Annotated in this window: 16 protein-coding genes and 1 pseudogene; 16 read left to right on the top strand and 1 reads right to left on the bottom strand. The window is 40.0% G+C overall.

Annotation, left to right across the window (positions count from 1 at the left end; all coding sequences use genetic code 11):
• Positions 1–105: 105 nt before the first annotated feature.
• The 10 genes and pseudogenes from NMK36_RS08535 to NMK36_RS08495 all read left to right on the top strand — a co-directional run bounded on the left by NMK36_RS08535 (position 106) and on the right by NMK36_RS08495 (position 10,429).
• Positions 106–1,770 carry a PAS domain-containing protein gene (locus NMK36_RS08535; protein ID WP_254173537.1) on the top strand — a complete coding sequence of 555 codons (1,665 nt, stop codon included), beginning with the start codon at positions 106–108 and terminating at the stop codon, positions 1,768–1,770.
• Between the two features lie 148 nt (positions 1,771–1,918).
• On the top strand, positions 1,919–3,148 hold the full coding sequence (locus tag NMK36_RS08530; protein WP_254173536.1) for an RNA-guided endonuclease InsQ/TnpB family protein: 1,230 nt from the start codon (positions 1,919–1,921) through the stop codon (positions 3,146–3,148).
• A gap of 24 nt (positions 3,149–3,172) precedes the next feature.
• Positions 3,173–3,436 (top strand): annotated as a pseudogene (locus NMK36_RS28765) (PAS domain-containing protein); the annotation flags it as partial.
• A gap of 12 nt (positions 3,437–3,448) precedes the next feature.
• Positions 3,449–4,129, top strand: coding sequence for a sensor histidine kinase (locus NMK36_RS08525; protein ID WP_302184688.1), 681 nt, complete (start codon positions 3,449–3,451; stop codon positions 4,127–4,129).
• A 50-nt stretch (positions 4,130–4,179) separates the two neighbouring features.
• The gene (locus NMK36_RS08520) at positions 4,180–4,557 is read left to right on the top strand and encodes a response regulator (RefSeq protein WP_254173534.1); all 378 of its coding nucleotides are present in this window, start codon (positions 4,180–4,182) and stop codon (positions 4,555–4,557) included.
• 139 nt (positions 4,558–4,696) lie between these two features.
• The gene (locus tag NMK36_RS08515; protein WP_072720972.1) at positions 4,697–5,092 is read left to right on the top strand and encodes a response regulator; all 396 of its coding nucleotides are present in this window, start codon (positions 4,697–4,699) and stop codon (positions 5,090–5,092) included.
• Between the two features lie 297 nt (positions 5,093–5,389).
• Positions 5,390–5,743: a late competence development ComFB family protein gene (locus NMK36_RS08510; RefSeq protein WP_254173533.1), complete on the top strand. Its 354-nt coding sequence runs from the start codon at positions 5,390–5,392 to the stop codon at positions 5,741–5,743.
• Positions 5,744–6,434: 691 nt separating this feature from the next.
• Positions 6,435–8,813, top strand: a complete 2,379-nt coding sequence (locus NMK36_RS08505; protein WP_254173532.1) for a response regulator — start codon at positions 6,435–6,437, stop codon at positions 8,811–8,813.
• A gap of 130 nt (positions 8,814–8,943) precedes the next feature.
• Entirely contained in the window at positions 8,944–9,627 is a 684-nt protein-coding gene (locus NMK36_RS08500) for a Uma2 family endonuclease (RefSeq protein WP_254173531.1), read from the top strand.
• Positions 9,628–9,745: 118 nt separating this feature from the next.
• Entirely contained in the window at positions 9,746–10,429 is a 684-nt protein-coding gene (locus NMK36_RS08495) for a Uma2 family endonuclease (RefSeq protein WP_254173530.1), read from the top strand.
• Between the two features lie 103 nt (positions 10,430–10,532).
• On the opposite strand, the gene NMK36_RS08490 is transcribed toward NMK36_RS08495, so the two are convergent.
• A complete protein-coding gene (locus NMK36_RS08490) occupies positions 10,533–11,462 on the bottom strand; it encodes a hypothetical protein (protein ID WP_254173529.1) in 930 nt (309 codons plus the stop codon).
• A gap of 351 nt (positions 11,463–11,813) precedes the next feature.
• On the opposite strand from NMK36_RS08490, the gene NMK36_RS08485 reads away from it, so the two are divergent.
• From NMK36_RS08485 to NMK36_RS08460, 6 genes are all read left to right on the top strand, one after another.
• Entirely contained in the window at positions 11,814–13,664 is a 1,851-nt protein-coding gene (locus NMK36_RS08485; RefSeq protein WP_254173528.1) for an N-6 DNA methylase, read from the top strand.
• A complete protein-coding gene (locus tag NMK36_RS08480) occupies positions 13,661–13,855 on the top strand; it encodes a type II toxin-antitoxin system HicB family antitoxin (protein WP_254173527.1) in 195 nt (64 codons plus the stop codon). The genes NMK36_RS08485 and NMK36_RS08480 overlap by 4 nt, the downstream gene beginning before the upstream one ends.
• Before the next feature lie 9 nt (positions 13,856–13,864).
• The gene (locus NMK36_RS08475) at positions 13,865–15,115 is read left to right on the top strand and encodes a type ISP restriction/modification enzyme (protein WP_254173526.1); all 1,251 of its coding nucleotides are present in this window, start codon (positions 13,865–13,867) and stop codon (positions 15,113–15,115) included.
• Between the two features lie 99 nt (positions 15,116–15,214).
• Positions 15,215–15,391, top strand: a complete 177-nt coding sequence (locus NMK36_RS08470) for a type II toxin-antitoxin system HicB family antitoxin (protein WP_254173525.1) — start codon at positions 15,215–15,217, stop codon at positions 15,389–15,391.
• A gap of 192 nt (positions 15,392–15,583) precedes the next feature.
• Positions 15,584–17,350: a bifunctional 3,4-dihydroxy-2-butanone-4-phosphate synthase/GTP cyclohydrolase II gene (ribBA, locus tag NMK36_RS08465; protein WP_254173524.1), complete on the top strand. Its 1,767-nt coding sequence runs from the start codon at positions 15,584–15,586 to the stop codon at positions 17,348–17,350.
• 402 nt (positions 17,351–17,752) lie between these two features.
• Positions 17,753–19,522 (top strand): helicase HerA domain-containing protein, encoded by a 1,770-nt coding sequence (locus NMK36_RS08460; protein ID WP_254173523.1) that lies wholly within the window; start codon positions 17,753–17,755, stop codon positions 19,520–19,522.
• Positions 19,523–19,581 lie beyond the last annotated feature (59 nt).

The raw sequence follows: 19,581 nt of genomic DNA, 5'->3' as shown, positions 1-19,581 counted from the left end.
ATTTATCTGGTGTTCCCCATTCGTAATTCGTAATTCGTAATTCGTAATTCCCTGTTCCCTATTGCTCAAAAATTTTGAACACAACTCAAATAGAATTGCTATAAAATGATGAAATTTTATCAACGATTTTTACCGTATGCCGTTGCCATTGGCTCGACTGCGATCGCCTTACTTCTAACCCTCAACCTTGAGCCGTTTCTAACTCAATCGGTGAGTGTGTTTTTCTTTGTTGCCATCACCGTTTCCACTTGGTATGGTGGACTAAAGCCTGGATTAGTGGCAATTTTCCTCTCAACACTAGCAGTCAATATCTTTTTTGTTCCACCTCTGGGGCAATTCACAACACTCACGATCAGTGATTTCATTCGACTGGCAAGCTTTAGCCTCGTTGCAGTTGTGATTCATCTGTTGAGCCACAGTCTGAAAAACAGCAAGCGCAGGATTGAGCAACTGAGTCAACAACTTTTAGAGAAAAATGCCGAACAACTCCGAATGGTGCTATCTGCGGCTCAAATGGGGCTGTGGGACTGGAATATCTTAACGGGCGAAATTTATTGGTCGCCAGAACATGAACGGTTATTGGGCTTGACGGTTGGAACCTTTGATGGGCGATACGAAACCTTTAAGGCTTGTCTCCATCCACAGGATCATGAGAAATTCAATCAGGTGATAGAGCGTTCTTTAAAAGAACGGGTTCCCCATCAACATGAATATCGTGTCATTTGGCCCGATGGCAGCATTCACTGGATTGAGGGACGAGGACAAGGATTTTATGATGAATCTGGGCAGCCTGTCCGCATGACGGGAACCGTGATGGCAATTGATGAGCGTAAGCAAATCAATACTGAACTCGAAGCACGGGTAGCGGAGCGAACAACAGAACTCTCTGAGGTAAATCAACACCTAGAGGAAGTATTAACAGCCTTACAAGAGAGCGAAGAACGCCGCCGACTCGCTTTAGATTTAACTCATATCGGTTTTTGGGATCTTCACCTCCCTAGCGGAAAACTGATCTGGAATGATAATCTGTTCACGCTACACGGTTTAGTCCCCGATAGCATTGAGCCTAGCTATGAACTGAGCCGCAGTATCGTTCATCCTGATGATGTAGATTGGGTTGAACAACAGTTTTTAGAATCGATTAAAAATCATACGGATTTCTCTATTGAATATCGACTGATTCATCCTGATGGTTCTGTTCATTGGGTAATGCCGCGTGGTAAAGCCATCTACAATGAATCGGGGCAACCTGTGCGATCACTCGGCGTATTGTTAGATATTGGCGATTACAAACGAGATCAACAAATGCTAGATCTTCAGGCTGTCATCACTCGCAATATGGCAGAAAGCATTTGCTTAATCAAAGTCGATAATCAGGTCATTGTCTATGCCAATCCTAAATTTGAGCAGATGTTTGGCTATGAGGCGGGTGAACTCAACGGTCAGTTCGTTTCCATTGTTAACTATGCAACAAAAGAGGTAACGGCTGAAGATGTTTCTGAAGTGATTATTTCTGCTATTTTACAAAACGGTGAAGCGACTTATGAAGTTCATAATATTAAGAAAGATGGAACTCCATTTTGGTGTAGGGCAACAGCTTCTGTATTTAAGCATTCTGAATATGGCGATGTGCTGGTCGTTGTTCAACAAGACATCACCATAGCTAAACACCTCGAAGCAGTTCGCCAGCAAGCTGAAAAAAAACTCCGGCAAAGTGAGGCTAATTTCCGTTCTCTGAGTGAGTCTTCGCCTATCGGCATTTTTATCTAAGACCTCGGTTTGAAAACTCCCGTTACACCGTTAGGTTAACGGCGAGATGAAAAACCGAGCAATGTACCCAGCGTAGCACGATATTTTAATTTGACACAAAAACAGAAACTTGTGTTAGATTAGATTTAGGTCGATATTGGTGACATAAATGCTAGTTCTCGAATTTAAAGTTAGAGCGAAAGAACAACAATATAAAGCGATAGACGAAGCGATTCGTACCGCTCAATTCATCCAGAACAAATGTCTAAGATATTGGATAGATAACAAAGGGGTTGGACGCTACGATTTGAATAAGTATTGTCGCGTTTTAGCTCATGACTTTAAATTCGCTAACGAGTTAAACTCTCAAGCTAGACAATCTAGTGCCGAGAGAGCATGGTCAGCTATCGCTCGATTCTATGATAACTGTAAACGGAAAATTCCGGGTAAAAAAGGCTATCCCCGTTTCAAGAAAAATTGCCGTTCGGTTGAATACAAACAAACCGGATGGCAATTAAATTTAGAAAGTCGTAAAGCCATTACCTTTACTGATAAGAAAGGAATTGGACGGTTACGGTTAGTAGGAAGCTACGATTTGCATTTCTATCAACCCGAACAAATTAAACGAGTGAGATTGGTTAGACGTGCAGATGGTTATTATTGCCAGTTCATTCTTTCAGTTGACGTTCAAATCAAGACTGAACCAACGAATAAAACAATCGGTTTAGACGTGGGGTTATCTGCTTTTTACACCGATGATCAAGGTAATAAAATAGATAACCCTAAATTCTTGAGAATGGGAGAAAAGAAAATTAAGCGGTTACAAAGGCAACTTTCTCGGAAACAGAAAGGGTCTAATAACCGCAAAAAAGCGAGACAGAAATTAGCTAAGGCTCATCTGAAAATTAGTCGGCAACGAAAAGAGTTTTGCAAGGGTGTTGCATACTCCGTCATCCACTCTAACGACGTGGTAGCCTACGAAGATTTAAGGATTAAGAACTTAGTTAAAAATCATTGTCTGGCTAAGTCAATTAATGATGCAGCTTGGTATCAATTCCGTATTTGGTTAGAATATTTTGGGAGAAAGTACGGCAAGGCTACTATTGCTGTTCCTCCTCAATATACAAGCCAAAACTGTTCAAATTGCGGAAAAATCGTCAAAAAATCCCTATCAACAAGAACCCACGTTTGTAGTTGTGGATGTCAGTTAGATAGGGATGAAAATGCTGCGAAAAATATTTTAAGAAGGGGATTAAGTACCGCAGGACATACGGGAACTTTCGGTTTAGAGCCGATAAACGCTTTGGGAGAATTGACCTCTACTTTGGCGGGAGAAATCCTGTTGGGGCAAGTTGATTCGTTGAACAAAGAATCTCCCGTCACATCGCTTTGCGATTGACGGTGAGAGTGTCAAACCAATCCACGCTATCAAATAATTTGTGGCTGCACCTTTGATGAAGCATTGGGAGACGGTTGGATCAAGTTTCTCCATCCTGAAGACCGGGAGACAGTTACGACTGAGTGGTCAAAAGCAGTGTCCCAAAGGCAAGAATTTTCGAGTGAAATTCGTTATGTTCACAAAGATGGCATCATTCGTTTTAGCCAAGTGCGATCAGCCCCCATTTTGTCAGTTTCCGATGAATTAATTGGCTATGTGGGCACAGTAGAAGATATCACCGAACGTCAAGCCATTGAACAAATGAAAAGCGAGTTTATCTCCATTGTCAGCCATGAACTGCGAACACCTCTATCCTCAATTCGGGGTTCTCTGGGGTTACTGGCTGCGGGAGTCTTCAAAAACAAGCCGGATACTACTCAACAAATGTTAGACATCGCTGTTCACGATACAGAACGTTTAGTCCGTTTGGTCAATGATATTCTCGATTTAGAGCGACTTGAGGCACAGAAAGTCCATCTCAATCAACAGTGGTGCGATACAGGAGCGCTTCTGCAACAATGTGTGGAAACCCTGCAACCTTTAGCCGCAGAAAATCAGATCATGCTATCTGTTGAACCGACTTCTATTCAGGTTTTTGTGGATCGAGATCGGATGATTCAAACCCTTGTTAATCTCGTTAGTAATGCGATTAAATTTTCCCCTGCCAAGGCAACCGTTACACTCAGTGCTCAAGACCAAGCGGATCAAGTTTTATTTCAAATTCAAGACCAAGGGCGCGGTATTCCGGCTGATAAATTAGAAACGATTTTTGGACGATTTCAACAGGTGGATGCTTCGGACTCCCGACAAAAGGGAGGAACAGGTTTAGGTTTAGCAATCTGTCAAAGCATCGTACAACAACACGGCGGCAAAATTTGGGCGGAAAGTGTTGTTGGAGCAGGCAGTAAGTTCTATTTCACTTTGCCAAAACAACTTGATTAACTATGAAATCAATGTTATAGCAGTCGCTAAGGCACTTAGGACATAAACTGATGCTCAAACCGAAACGGATTCTGGTGATTGATGATGAACTCAACCTCTGCATCATCATTCAGGCTTGTCTGCAAAATTTAGGGGGTTGGGAGACGCTAACGGCTGTATCGGCTCAAGAAGGACTAGAGATCGCCCAAACTCAACACCCGGATGCAATCTTACTCGATGTGATGATGCCTGACATGGACGGACTCACGGTATTCCAATTGTTGCAGGAGAATTCAGCGACTTCAACAATTCCAGTCATTTTATTCACTGCGAAAGTACAGTCCACCGACTTAGAACAATTTGCCCAACTCGATATAGCAGGAGTGATTGCAAAACCCTTTGACCCTATGACCCTGGCAGATCAAGTGGCTTCTACCCTGGGATGGTAATGCAATGGCAAGCCAAGACCGTATTCGCTTCCCTCTAAATTTCCTCAAGTTGTTGTTTTAATCTCTAGGTGTAGGGAAATTACTACGTTGAATTATTTTTTCTAATGCCTCTTGGGGAATGCTAAGAGGTGTCATAAATATGACTAATCTAGTGACTCCAGGTAAACAAATTTTATTTATTGATGATGAATCCAACATCCGACAAATCGTGAAAATATGTTTGGAAACACTAGGGGGTTGGAATGTATCATTGGCAGCTTCGGGTCAAGAGGGTTTAGTGAAGGCTGTTTCAGAGAAGCCTGATGCGATTCTACTGGATGTGATGATGCCTGATATGGATGGTTTAGCTGTATTGCAACAACTACAAGCGAATCCTGTTACCCAGCCTATCCCCGTGATATTTTTAACGGCAAGACGCAGTTTGACTGAACCTCATCGGTTTCAAGCGTTGGGTGTGAAAGGTGCGATCGCTAAACCCTTTGATTCTCTCACCCTAGTTCCCCAAATTGCCCATGCTCTCGGCTGGAATCTATAGCACTAGGGAACAGGGAACAGTTAACATCTTGATCCTCAAAAGTTTGTAAAGAAAAGTTTCAGAAAATTGCTAATTATTACAATTACACCCTTATTCACAAGTCAGTAATAATCCCTGCTGAACTTAAATCTAAAGGATTTTACGGCTTTGACAAAGAATGTGAGAAAAAATCCTCAAATTTCCCTCAAATTTGTTTTTTAATCTTTGAAGCATTACAGCCTCCTCGCCCTTTCTTTGCAGAAAAGGGTTAGGCAAATTTTGCCTCTATTACCGATTAAATCTTTTAAGGAGTAAACAATGGAAAATAAGCTACTCAATCTGACTTTACCTTTCGTCATTGAGGAGATTGAAAACATTTTAGAAACCTATCCTAAGTCTCTCCATCAGGAAACTTTCTCGGCTAATAACTTACGTCAGGAATTAGTTGCTTATGTTCTGAGTCGTGTTCCTAATAAATACATTGTAGTAGACAAAACAGAAAACCTGGAACAGACAAAATTATCGATTGCCTATTCAAGTCAACGGCTCTTAGATATCGAATATTATATTCATTTAGGCATCCGTGATATTTTTGGCATTTTTAGCTCAAATAACATGGACATTCAACCCAATAATAATCAAAATTTTCGCAATTCCCGAAAAGTAAGTTAAACAAAAAAAAGATTAATAAACCTCATTTAAAAAAGGAGATTAGAAAATGTTATTTTCAACTTGTCCTTGCTGCTCTAATACTTTACTTCGGCACATTCGTGCAAGAGAAATTCACTGGTTTTGTCGTCACTGTTATCTGGAAATGCCCTATTATGATAGCATTTTAGCTGACTTAGAAACAACTCCTAATGTAAGGAAATCCAGGGGCTTAACTCCAATGAGTTCCTTGAGTTGACACTCCTCAGCCTGAAGGCGTGAAGATTCTTGGTTCGTCGAAACCACTTAATCAAAGTACCTTGCAGTGCCTTGATCAGAGGTGGGGTTCTCCCCAAGCGTAGATTTGGGTAAGCCCTACCCTATTCGCATGACTGCGAGTTCTTTTTTAATTGAAACAAATACGTTTCAAAAACGGGTTGTTGAGCTTCCCACGAATCTTTTACCCACTGCTGGGGAGAAGCTAAAACTATGCAGTAGAACCCTATAGATTCAATTGTCAAGGTTCAGTATTTACCGTTAGGCAACTAGGTTTTTAGACAGGTTATTTACCTTTCCTGTTATCCGAAATGGTAGCACGATTGGATGTCAATAGACAACGCAATATAAAGCCGTCCTAGAAAAACAGGGTTTTAAACCCATTTTTCTGATAAAAAATTTTGAGGCTTTTTGAAAACAAAGTAAGGGATGAGTTCTAATGAAAATTCTGCTCGTAGAAGATGACGAGATGACAGCAAATATCCTAGCACAAGAACTCACGACTCACCATTACACGGTTGAGATAGCAACGGATGGTCAAATGGGTTTGGAACTGGCTCAAGCTATGCCTTATGATCTCCTCATCCTCGATATTATGCTTCCGAATTTAGATGGAATTAATCTGTGTCGCCAATTGCGATCGCACGGGTCACAAATACCGATTTTACTATTAAGTGCAAAGGAAAATAGTAGTGATCGGGTCATGGGTTTAGAAGCCGGAGCCGATGATTATGTGATCAAGCCCTACGAACTCCCTGAATTAATGGCTCGAATTCAAGCTTTATTGCGACGAGGTAGTTCAACCTTACCTCCGGTATTGACCTGGGAAAAACTTCAACTTCAGCCAGAAGCTTGCCAAGTGACCTATGACGGACAACTGTTACACCTAACCCCAAAAGAGTACAGTATTTTAGAGCTTTTCCTCCGCAATCCTCGGCGAATCTTTAGCCGCAGTGCGATTTTAGATCACATCTGGCCAAGCGGGGAATTCCCCCAAGAAGATGCCGTCTCCACCCAAATCAAAGGGTTGCGACAGAAGCTCAAAGGAGCGGGAATAACGATCAATCTGATTGAGACGGTGTACGGATTGGGTTATCGGCTAAAAGCTCTACCGGAAGAAGTTCCCACCGCCAAGACACCACTAGAGCAAAGAACCCTATCCACTCCAATGTCTGTGGTTTCAGCAGACAACAAGTGGCAAGCTCAAGTCCAAGTTCAGGCTGTTATGCAACAAGTCTGGGACAACTTCAAAGAAGGTTTTGATCTGCGGATGGCGGTTTTCGAGCAAGCCATTGCCCAACTCTCGACCGGAAGTCTAGCTCAGGAACTGCGAGATTCTGTTCAAGGGGAGGTGCATCGATTGATTGGCTCACTCGGTTCATTGGGCTTACCACAAGGTTCAGAAGTCGCACGACAGATTGAACAGTTGCTTCACTTAGAGTCGTTAGGTGAAAATGAGGCGCGACAACTGGAAGAATGGGTTGGGCATCTTAAACAAATTGTAGACAGCAAGCCATCGACAATGGCACTGACTTCCGGTTTCAATCTGGGGTCGGGTCGGTTGTTGGTTGTTGGTGGTGATACAGAACTGACTCAACAGATTCAACGAAAAGCACTCATTTGGGGTTTTCAGGTGGAAGTGACAACAGACTTAACAACAGCAAGAAGATCCATTGCATCCCATCTACCGGATGTCATTCTTCTTGACCTCACTTTTCCCCAGACTCCAGAAAATGGAATGACCCTACTCGCTGAATTGGCGCAACACCACCCCCAAATTCCTGTGTTAGTGCTGACGACCCAAAATGAGTTAGGCGTTCGAGTAGAAGTTGCCCGTTTGGGCGGAAATGTCTGTTTAGAAAAACCCATTAGTCCAGAAGAAATTCTCAAAGCCGTTAGTTACGAACTCAACCGCCCCCAGAAACCGGAAGCCAAAATCCTGATTGTCGATGATGATTATCAGCTACTAGCGGCCTTATCAAGTCTCTTAGTGCCTTGGGGCTTTCAGGTCAAAACCTTAGCAGACCCCCAGGAATTTGAGGAAACTCTCGGATTTTCTGTACCCGATTTGCTGATTTTAGATATTGAGATGCCCGGTTTTAGTGGCATTGAACTGTGTCAAGTCATTCGCGGTGATCCACGTTGGCGCGAGTTGCCTGTGCTGTTTCTATCCGCTCATCATAATCCTGAAATCATCCATCAGGTGTTCGCTGTCGGTGCAGATGACTATGTGCAGAAACCCATTATTGGGCCTGAACTGATTGCCCGCATTTTAAATCGTCTGGAGCGAACCCGAATTCTTAAGAGATTTGCAGAAATTGATGAACTCACAGGTACAGCAACTCGGCACAAATCTATTTTGGATTTAGAGCGATTAATCCGTTTGGCACAGCGCCAAAATCAACCGTTGTGTTTTATCATTCTCGACTTAGACCACTTCAAACAAGTCAATGATCTACACGGTCATGAGGTGGGAGATAGAATTCTTTGCCAATTCGGAAGGCACTTAAAGCAGTTCTTTCGGTCTGAAGATATCGTCGCTCGTTGGGGTGGCGAGGAATTTGTTCTCGGTTTATATGGTATGACGCGAGAGCAGGGTGCAAAACGGCTGAATGAATTCTTGAATATCTGGGGTCAGCAGAAGTTTATTCATCAAACCTTTCAAGTCACATTCAGTGCCGGAGTCGCTGAGTATTCTCAGGATGGTGCTAAATTACAAGCCCTTTATTCAGCCGCTGATGCCGCCCTATACCAAGCTAAGGAAATGGGTCGAAACCGAGTCCTGATCTTGAATACTCCCATCATTGAGAAGCTCTGATTGTTGGTTGCTTAACATTGTTCTGATACTTTGTTATTTCCCCTTGACAAACAAAGCCGAAGAAAACTAAAGTTAGATTTGCTATCATTTAAGAGTATAATTATTGTCTAATTCGGGAGAAAAATCAAACATGATATCAACAACAATTTCTCCTAAATTAACGATTCCTCCTTTAGAAAACGGAGATCAACTAACCCGTGCTGAATTTGAGCGTCGTTATTCTGCTATGCCTCATCAGAAAAAGGCAGAATTAATTGAAGGAGTCGTTTATATGGCATCGCCTTTGCGAATCACTAATCATGGCAATCCTCACGCTCGAATCATGACATGGTTAGGATACTATTGGTCGGGTACACCAGGAATTGAATTGGGGGATAATGCTACAGTACGTCTCGATTTGGATAATGAACCTCAACCTGATGCACTACTAAGAATTGAAGTTGGCGGACAATCTAGGATTAGTCAGGATGGCTATGTCGAAGGTGCACCAGAATTAATCGTAGAAATTGCTGCCAGCACTGTGTCAATTGATGTTAACCAAAAATTGAAAGTTTATCGTCGAAATCAAGTACAAGAATATTTAGTTTGGCGAGTTGATGATCATGAATTTGATTGGTTTAGGTTAAATGCTGGAGAATATATTAAACTTGAATCTGATAGCAACGGTATCATTTATTCGCAAGTTTTCCCTGGTTTATGGTTAGATAAAGCAGCTTTATTAGCGGGAAATTTAGCCCAAGTTTTAGAGGTTTTGCAACAAGGTTTGGCAAGTCAGTCCCATCAAGATTTTGTGCAACAATTAGCTCAGGAGTAGATGGCGTTGGCTATCTTTGGAGCGCGTTAGCACTCATCGCAGACCAGATAAATTTGCGATCGCCCTTTTGATCGCAAATTTAATTTATAATAAATTATAAGTCGCTTCTGGAAAAACCATGATCGCTTCTACTGTTTCTCCTCCGGCAACAATTCCGCCATTAGAAAACGGCGACAAACTAACTCGTATCCAATTTGAACGCCGTTATCAAGCAATGCCTGAAATCAAAAAGGCAGAATTAATCGAAGGAATCGTTTACATGGCATCTCCAGTTAGAGCAAAAAAACATAGCAAACCTCATTCTCACATGATCACTTGGTTAGGAACCTACGAAGCAGCTACACCTGGAGTGGAAACACTGGATAATGCCACTGTGCGCCTTGATGCCGATAACGAACCGCAACCAGATGCTTTATTAAGAATAGAACAGGGTGGACAATCGACGATTAGCGAAGATGATTATGTCGAAGGTGCGCCAGAATTAATTGTAGAAATTGCTGCTTCTACTGCCTCAATAGATTTACATCACAAACTTAACGTTTACCGTCGAAATCAAGTACAAGAATATTTAGTCTGGCGAATTTATGATAGTGAATTTGATTGGTTTAGGTTAAATGCCGGAGAATATATTAAACTAGAACCTGATAGCAACGGTATCATTTATTCGCAAGTTTTTCCCGGTTTATGGTTAGATAAAGTGGCTTTATTAGCGGGAAATTTAGCCAAAGTTTTAGAAGGATTGCAACAAGGATTGGCAAGTCAAGCACATCAAGACTTTGTGCAACAATTAGTTAAAGAATAGATGGTGTTGACGATCTGAATTGATTTTAAAATAACAAGAATCCCCCTTTTTTTCAACAGGGGGAGAATGTTAAAATAGATGTAAGTATCAGAACACAATTCTGTTAACCCAGAGTAAAATCGGAAAGATTAAGATTTGTAGATGTGATCCCTTTGAAGACCGCTAAAACTTGTCCTGTATCCGCAATATTTACGATTGTATCATTGGCATAAAGACCCGTACCTTGAGTAATGGTGACATTAGAAATATCTGCAATCCCTTTTAGCAAAATATGATCCGTTCCCGGTTCAAAATCCATAATAATATCTGCTAAATCAGCGTTAGGCGGGCTAAATTTGCCAGTTAATACAAAGGTATCTGTACCACCGCCACCAATCAAAGTATCTTGACCCCCACCCCCATCTAACAAATCATTACCGTCGCCACCTGTTAAGGAATCACGTCCTCGTCCCCCTAGGATTACATCGTCTCCTGCGTCACCTAAAAGCGTATCATTTCCGCGATAACCTGTTAAATAATCATTCCCAGTAGTTCCCGTTAAACTATCATCTTCATTCCCTGGGAAAGGAGAATTATTCCCTTGTTGATTCGTTCCTTGATTAGGAGGAAATGGAGGATTATTCCCTTGTTCATTTGTTCCTTGATTAGGAGGGAATGGAGGATTATTCCCTTGTTCATTTGTTCCTTGATTAGGAGGGAATGGAGGATTATTCCCTTGTTCATTTGTTCCTTGATTAGGAGGGAATGGAGGATTATTCCCTTGTTCATTTGTTCCTTGATTAGGAGGAAAGGGAGGATTATTCCCTTGTTCATTTGTTCCTTGATTAGGAGGAAAGGGAGGATTATTCCCTTGTGAATTCGTTCCATGATTAGGAGGAAAAGGCGGATTATTCCCTTGTTCGTTCGTTCCTTGATTAGGAGGAAAAGGCGGATTATTCCCTTGTCCGCTCGTTCCTTGATTATTGAGGCTATTTACCCCACTTGGGACGCTTTCTGGATTTTCGAGAAGGGGTGATTCTGTGCTGGTAGCCATAATAAAATCTCTCTTAATTAAGTGTTTAATTTAAGTTGTTCGTTACATTTTTTGATGGGGATGACTCTAATAGAATCCTGAATAAAGGGATTACTACATTAAGGGTCTGGCTTAGGTTGAACTCACAACTTATCTTGTTTACTATTAACGGTTGTGGAAATTACAGCAACAATGCTGTTTAGATTACAATTTTGTAATTTTTCTAGTTGGGGCTATTCCCTGACTCCATGCTCATTCATTATCCTTTAAAAATAAGAACTTGATGAGAATTTGATGAGAACAATGAGTTAAACAATTGCCTTTTTAACCTATAATGCTCATCAAGACAATCTGTTTTAAGGACTGATCAGCATGAATTTTGAAGTTTATTTGCGATCGCTTCAAAAAAATTTACAACGAGGGAGTGAACGCACTCACTACCCCGCTTTAAAAACCTTATTAGATCATCCCTCAGAACAGATTGAAGCCAGTATTGAGGAAAAAGGAAATAAAGCTGGAATTCCTGATTTTACCGTCAGAAAACGAGAGTTATTAATTGGATATGTAGAAGCGAAGGATATCGAAATTGATTTATCAACGGTTGAAAAAACAGAACAGTTAGAACGTTATCGAGAATCCCATATTGGGGCTAATTTAATTTTAACTAATTATTTAGAATTTCGTTGGTATGTTAACGGGAAACTGCGCTTAAAAACAGTTTTAGGAGAACAAGTTAATCATCAAATTCAATTCATTGATCCTGAACAGACTAATCAATTAATTCAAGGATTTCTGAACTATCAGGGCGAAATTATTAATAACCCTGAAGATTTAGCAAAACAGATGGCACGATTGACAAAAGCGATTCGTTATGCAGTCATAGAAGCCTTAAAACTAGAAACAGAAACCGGACAACTGCATCAACTGCAAAAAGGATTTCAAGAGGTGTTATTACCGAATTTAGAACAATCTACTTTTGCGGATATGTATGCTCAAACCGTTGCTTATGGTTTATTTACAGCTAGGGTTAGTCATGCTCAAAACCCTCAAAATTATGCTTTTGAACGACGCACAGCCGGGTTATATATTCCTGATACCAACCCGTTTTTAAAGCGGTTATTTAATACCGTTGTTGATACGGATGCGATTTCTCAAATTAATTGGGCTGTTGATGATTTAGTGCAGCTTTTAGCCCAAGTTAATATGACGAATATTTTAGAAAATTTTGGCAAAACTACCCGACAGGAAGATCCGGTTGTACATTTTTATGAAACCTTTCTCGCGGCTTATGATGCTGCTTTGCGGAAAAGTCGAGGGGTTTATTATACACCTGAACCTGTAGTATCTTTTATTGTCCGTTCAGTAGATTTAATTCTTAAAAATCGGTTTAATTTAGCGTTAGGTTTGGCTGATTATAGTCAAGATAAAACCACAAAACAGCCGAGGGTACAAATTCTTGATCCCGCAACGGGAACGGGAACATTTCTCTATACTGTGGTGAATCAAATTTACCAAAATTTAGATGAAATGGGGTTAGGAAGTAGTTGGAATGATTATGTTAAGGATCATTTATTTAATCGTTTATATGGATTTGAATTGTTAATGGCTCCCTATGCGATCGCACACTTAAAATTAGGATTACAATTACAAAATTATGGTTATCAATTTCAACAGAAACAACGATTAGGAATTTATTTAACCAATACTTTAGACGAAGCGTTAAAAAAATCTGAGATTTTATTTGGTCAATATGTCGCCCAAGAAGCCAATGAAGCGGCTGCTATTAAACGAGATTTTCCGGTTATGATAGTCATCGGTAATCCCCCTTATTCGGGACATTCTGCAAATAACAGTGAATGGATATCAGGATTAGTAAAAGACTATTATTATGTAGATGGTGTACCATTAGGAGAACGTAACCCTAAATACTTACAAGATGATTATGTTAAATTTATTCGGTTTGGACAATGGCGAATTGACCGTACAGGTTCAGGAATTTTAGCATTTATTACCAATCATGGTTATCTGGATAATCCTACCTTTCGAGGAATGCGACAAAGTTTAGAGAAAACCTTTGATGAAATTTATATAATGGATTTACACGGGAATAGTAAGAAAAAAGAAGTGACTCCCAATGGTTTACCTGATAAAAATGTATTTGATATTCAGCAGGGAGTCGCAGTTTGTTTTATGATTAAATATCCCCAGGAGAAAACAAGATGATCCGAACCCAAAAATTTACGGCTATCATTGAGCGTGAAGGTGATGGTTATGTTGCTTTATGTCCAGAATTCGATATTGCTAGTCAAGGTGATTCTATTGAAAATGCAAGAAATAATTTGATTGAAGCTTTAGAATTATTTTTTGAAGTGGCTGATCCTTCAGAAATACAAAATCGCTTACGTTTAAATTGAGGTTATCTAATGACTAAATATTATCATGTTGATATTTGGGGCTCACGGGAAGATAAGTATCGTTATCTTAATGAAAATGATTTTACTACAATTGAGTGGAAAGAAATTTTCCCAACTTCACCTTTTTATCTTTTTATCCCTCAAAATCAAGATTTATTAGCTGAATATAACCAAGGCTGGAAAATTACGGATATAATGCCTGTTAATTCAACGGGTGTTAAGACGCATCGAGATCATTTTGCTTTAGATTTTGATGCAGATGTAATGAGAAAACGAATAGAAGATTTTAGAAACTTAAATATTGCTGATGATATTATTTCTCAAAAATATAGATTACCTGAAACTTGTGAATGGAAAATCAAAGAAAAAAGACAATTACTCGCTAACCAATTAAATTGGGAAAAATTTTTTACTCGATGTATTTATCGTCCTTTTGATATTAGATACTATTATCATCATAAAGATATCGTTGAACGTCCCAGACAAGAAGTTATGAAACATTTATTAGAAAAAGATAATATAGCATTATTTTGGACTCGACCTCTTTCTCCTAATTATGAATTTTCAGTATTAGCAGATATGAATATTCCCCATCAGTGTGTCATTGGAGATAAAATGTCAGGTGCAGGTGCTTCTTATGCTGCACCCCTTTACATTTACCCTGATATCGAAAATGATCAATACAACTTATTTACAGAGCGCACCCCTAACTTTTCCCCCAAATTCCTAAGTGAAATCAAAACAAAATTAGGATATATCCCCACCCCAGAAGCAATATTTTATTATGCTTATGCTATTTTCCATAGTCCTACCTATCGTCAACGATATGCAGAATATCTCAAAATAGATTTTCCTCGCTTACCTCTAACTAGCAATGAGAAATTATTTAAAAATTTAGCCCAAAAAGGCGAAGAATTAGTTAAATTACACTTAATGGAATCTCAACAACTCAATCGTTTGATTACCAAATATCAAGGAGAAGGAGATAACAACGTTACAGAAGTTACCTATAAACCCCAACAGCAACGAATCTATATTAATAAAACCCGTTATTTTGAAGGAATACAGCCGGAAATCTGGGAATTTAAAATTGGCGGGTATCAAGTATTAGATAAATGGTTAAAAGACCGGAAAAAAGCTAATCGTAGTTTATCCTTTGACGATATCCTACATTATCAAAAAATTGTTGTGGCATTAACAGCAACCTTAAAGATAATGAAAGAAATTGATCAAATCATTCCTGAATGGCCGATTCAATAAAATTTTGAATTGAAAATGCGATCTATAATAACTAATGAGTTAAACAATTGCCTTGAACTCAATGTCTTTGATGGTTAAACATCCCCAGGAGAAAACCTTATGAAATGGCGTGTTATTTTAGAACCTGACCCTGAAACCGGAGATTATGCTGTTTGGTGTCCAGAGTTACCCGGTTGTGTTTCCGCAGGTGAAACAGAAGCAGAAGCGTTAGAAAATATCACCGAAGCCATCGCACTTTATCTTGAACCTGATCCGATTATATTAATGGAAAACTGACTAAAATAATTTATAACAAGATTTTATCCTATACTGTTCCGGTTCCCAATTATCCAGAACTAAAAATAGGGACTTTATAATCAATTATTCGCCAATGCGATCGCACTGATCTGATCGCTATAGGCTAAAATTCTAAGAGAATGGGATCTCAATTGATCAACAGCGTTACAATGATTAATTAATGATGCGATTTTGAACGAGTCTGTGTTACCTACAAATCCCTCTCCTCCCGTCCAATTTGACAGCATTGAAGCCGCCTTAGCAGATCTCAAAGCGGGGCGTTGTATTGTGGTGGTTGACGATGAACACCGCGAAAACGAAGGCGACTTAATTTGTGCTGCCCAATTTGCCACACCCGATATGATTAACTTCATGGCAGTGTATGCACGGGGATTAATTTGTTTGGCGTTAACGGGAGAACGTCTCGATCAGTTAGACTTGCCGTTAATGGTCACGAAAAACACCGATGCGAATCAAACGGCGTTTACGGTTAGTATTGATGCGTCTCCTCAAATGGGGGTTTCAACGGGAATTTCCGCCGATGACCGGGCTAAAACCATTCAAATTGCCATCAACCCGGCGACTCGCCCCGAAGATTTACGACGTCCAGGCCATATTTTCCCCCTACGGGCCAAGGAAGGCGGGGTATTGAAACGGGCCGGACATACGGAAGCCGCCGTTGATTTATCTCGGTTAGCGGGGTTATATCCGGGGGGTGTGATTTGTGAAATTCAAAATTCTAATGGGTCAATGGCGCGACTTCCTGAATTAGTGGAATATGCCAAAGTTCATCATTTAAAATTAATTACCATTGCAGATTTAATTAGTTATCGCCTCAAACATGATCGTTTTGTTTATCGAGAAACCGTTGCTAAATTACCCACACAATTTGGCGATTTTAAAATTTATGCCTATCGCAATACCTTAGATAATACCGAACATATTGCATTAGTTAAAGGTGATCCTGAACAATTTAAAGAAATGCCTGTAATGGTGCGGGTTCATTCAGAATGTTTAACGGGAGATTCCTTTGGTTCCATGCGCTGTGACTGTCGAATGCAGTTACAAACAGCCATGAAAATGATTGATTATGCCGGGTCTGGCGTGATTGTTTATTTACGACAAGAAGGGCGAGGGATTGGATTAATTAATAAGATTAAAGCTTATTCTTTACAGGATATTGGGCTCGATACCGTTGAAGCGAATGAACGTTTAGGTTTTGCCCCGGATTTACGCGATTATGGTATGGGGGCACAAATGTTAAATGATTTAGGAGTCCGTCAAATTCGTTTAATTACCAATAATCCCCGAAAAATTGCTGGGTTAAAGGGGTATGGAATTGAAATTGTAGATCGAGTTCCGCTTATTATTGAAGCAACGGATTATAATACGGTTTATTTGGCAACTAAAGCTCAAAAATTAGGGCATTTATTATTACAAACTTACTTAATTACCATTGCGATTAATTGGGATGAATCTCAACCTTCATCTTTAAATTTAGAAGAAGAATATCTTGAACGTAAAAGACATCCTACTTCTGTACAAAGTCGTTATGAACGGTTAGAAAAGTTACGGTTTTTAGCCCAAACTAATGATTTATTACTCCAAGAAGAAGCTCGACCTGTGGCGATCGCTTTGTTTGATCAAGCATTATTAATTATTAATTTAGGCTTTGATCAAGCCGGAGTTGCTGATCCGCACTGGTATCAACAACTGGATCATCCTTACTTGAAAGCGATTACGACAATTTTAGAACAAATTACTCAATGGCCTCACCTCAAAAATTTACAATTTCTAATTTCTTCCGGGGTAGATCCCCTGACGAATTTACAAGTCCAACTCAAACGGGAACAATTTTTACTCCCTGAACAACTCTCCTCTATTTGTCAACAGTTACAACCCCAAACTATCTATAGTTTTTCTCAAGATAGCCAGGGAACAGAGGATAGGAAAAGATGATCCCCAAAAGCCCTCGTAGAGACGCGCCATGGCGCGTCTCTACAGCCCGAAATTTATTTCAGGGCTAACATGGGTTAAGTTGACGGACTTTGGATTAGAGACGGTTGAAAGTTGAGTGGGGTTGGGAAATATTAATGATGGGTTTTGGTTCTTGTCGTGGGTGTGCTTGTTGTTGACACAGCCGACTTGAATTTGTTGGGGAATAATTGAGAGCAAATTTAAACTAAAATTCGTTGGATATCTTGACGGAAAACGGCAAACATTAGATATTGAGGACAGGGAAATTGTGAGTTGGGATTGATTTTAAGTCAAAAGGTTGAATCATGAACAATACAACAACCCCCGATAAACTCCCAATGTGTAACGAAAGTTCCCCGTTGCTAACCCCCCCAAAATTGAACTATGACCACTGAGAAACCCCTGGGTTCTGTAATTCAAGGTTCCCTAACAAAAGGTTTAGAAGTTCGCTTACATCCTGATGTGTCTGTCGAGGAAATGCGGGTTGGAAAATTTTTAGTGGTGCGGGGGAAGCGATCGCATTTTTTCTGTTTACTGACCGATGTATCCTTGGGAACCTCCAGCCCCCGAATTATTGCGAACCCTCCTCAGCCGGATGATGATTTTTTACAAGCAATTTTAGCCGGAAATAGCACCTACGGAACCATTGAATTGAGTCCGATGTTAATGTTGAGTCGGGAATTTTCCGAAGAAGAAGAACTCATTCGTGTCGCTACACAACAACAAAAGGTCGGGGGGAGGTCTTCTCGTTCTCTGAATAATGGTAAGAATGGCATAGCCGCGATCGCTTCTTTTCAACCCCAAACCAATAGTACAGAAATTGAACTGTTACCTGTAAAAACCATTCCCGTTCATTTTTCCCAGGTTCATGAAGCCAGCGAACGGGATTTTAGAATTATTTTTGGGTGGGAAGATGACCCCACACGGCGCAATTTTGCCATCGGGAAACCGTTAGATATGGATGTCCCCATTTGTTTAGATTTAGATCGATTTGTAGAACGGAGTAATGGGGTATTTGGAAAATCAGGGACAGGAAAATCTTTTTTAACGCGATTACTATTATCGGGAATTATCAAGAAAAAAGCGGCGGTTAATTTAATCTTTGATATGCACTCGGAATATGGTTGGGAAGCCGTATCAGAGGGGAAACAATTTAGTACCGTTAAAGGTTTAAGACAACTGTTTCCCGGTCAAGTGGAAGTGTATACCCTTGATCCTGAATCTACCCGAAGACGAGGAATTAAAGATGCTCAAGAATTGTATTTGAGTTATAATCAAATTGAAGTCGAAGATATTATGTTAGTCCAACGGGAATTAAATCTTTCCGAAGCGACGATTGATAATGCTAATATTCTCCGCAGTGAATTTGGGAAAGATTGGATAACACAATTATTATCCATGACCAATGAAGAAATACAACTGTTTTGTGATGAACGTCGAGGACATAAAGGTTCGATTATGTCTCTGCAACGCAAATTAATGCGGATGGATAATTTAAAATATATGCGTCCAACTTGTCCGTCGAATTATGTGGATCGAATTTTGCAATCTTTGGATGCGGGAAAAAATGTGGTTGTTGAATTTGGTTCCCAATCGGATATGTTATCTTATATGTTAGTAACTAACATGATAACTCGCCGCATTCACCAAGCTTACGTTAGAAAAGCCGAGAATTTTTTAGCCTCCAAAAATCCCGTAGATCGTCCGACACAGTTAGTGATTACTATTGAAGAAGCTCACCGTTTTTTAGACCCTGCAATTGTGCGTTCAACGATTTTTGGAACCATTGCGCGAGAAATGCGAAAATATTTTGTAACGTTATTAATTGTGGATCAACGTCCCTCTGGAATTGATGCTGAAGTGATGTCTCAAGTGGGAACCCGCATTACCGCTTTACTGAATGATGATAAAGATATTGATGCGATTTTTACCGGGGTTTCTGGCGCACAAAGTTTGCGGTCTGTGTTATCTAAATTAGATTCTAAACAACAAGCTTTAGTCTTAGGTCATGCTGTCCCCATGCCTGTTGTGGTTAGAACTCGTCCCTATGATGAAACCTTCTATCAAGAAATTGGAGAAACTGACTGGAAAGAAATGTCAGATGAAAAGGTATTAAAAGCAGCCGCTTTAGCAAAAGATGATTTGGGATTTTAACAATCGGCCTAAACTGTTGTACAATTCATTGTCATCCAGTACATGATTTGAGATTTGAC

Origin of the sequence: Planktothrix pseudagardhii (assembly GCF_904830925.1) — a bacterium.
Classification (GTDB): domain Bacteria; phylum Cyanobacteriota; class Cyanobacteriia; order Cyanobacteriales; family Microcoleaceae; genus Planktothrix; species Planktothrix tepida.
Note: the sequence above shows the minus strand (reverse complement) of the source record. Positions and strands in the feature narration are given on the sequence as shown.

What these genes read in the sequence shown, in the direction of transcription:
- NMK36_RS08535 (WP_254173537.1), top strand. Translation starts at nt 106, where the DNA reads ATGATGAAATTTTATCAACGATTTTTACCGTATGCCGTTGCCATTGGC.
- NMK36_RS08525 (WP_302184688.1), top strand. Translation starts at nt 3,449, where the DNA reads ATGAAAAGCGAGTTTATCTCCATTGTCAGCCATGAACTGCGAACACCT.
- NMK36_RS08490 (WP_254173529.1), bottom strand. Translation starts at nt 11,462, where the DNA reads ATGGCTACCAGCACAGAATCACCCCTTCTCGAAAATCCAGAAAGCGTC.
- NMK36_RS08495 (WP_254173530.1), top strand. Translation starts at nt 9,746, where the DNA reads ATGATCGCTTCTACTGTTTCTCCTCCGGCAACAATTCCGCCATTAGAA.
- NMK36_RS08515 (WP_072720972.1), top strand. Translation starts at nt 4,697, where the DNA reads ATGACTAATCTAGTGACTCCAGGTAAACAAATTTTATTTATTGATGAT.
- NMK36_RS08530 (WP_254173536.1), top strand. Translation starts at nt 1,919, where the DNA reads ATGCTAGTTCTCGAATTTAAAGTTAGAGCGAAAGAACAACAATATAAA.
- NMK36_RS08510 (WP_254173533.1), top strand. Translation starts at nt 5,390, where the DNA reads ATGGAAAATAAGCTACTCAATCTGACTTTACCTTTCGTCATTGAGGAG.
- NMK36_RS08470 (WP_254173525.1), top strand. Translation starts at nt 15,215, where the DNA reads ATGAAATGGCGTGTTATTTTAGAACCTGACCCTGAAACCGGAGATTAT.
- NMK36_RS08485 (WP_254173528.1), top strand. Translation starts at nt 11,814, where the DNA reads ATGAATTTTGAAGTTTATTTGCGATCGCTTCAAAAAAATTTACAACGA.
- NMK36_RS08475 (WP_254173526.1), top strand. Translation starts at nt 13,865, where the DNA reads ATGACTAAATATTATCATGTTGATATTTGGGGCTCACGGGAAGATAAG.
- NMK36_RS08460 (WP_254173523.1), top strand. Translation starts at nt 17,753, where the DNA reads ATGACCACTGAGAAACCCCTGGGTTCTGTAATTCAAGGTTCCCTAACA.
- NMK36_RS08480 (WP_254173527.1), top strand. Translation starts at nt 13,661, where the DNA reads ATGATCCGAACCCAAAAATTTACGGCTATCATTGAGCGTGAAGGTGAT.
- NMK36_RS08500 (WP_254173531.1), top strand. Translation starts at nt 8,944, where the DNA reads ATGATATCAACAACAATTTCTCCTAAATTAACGATTCCTCCTTTAGAA.
- NMK36_RS08505 (WP_254173532.1), top strand. Translation starts at nt 6,435, where the DNA reads ATGAAAATTCTGCTCGTAGAAGATGACGAGATGACAGCAAATATCCTA.
- NMK36_RS08520 (WP_254173534.1), top strand. Translation starts at nt 4,180, where the DNA reads ATGCTCAAACCGAAACGGATTCTGGTGATTGATGATGAACTCAACCTC.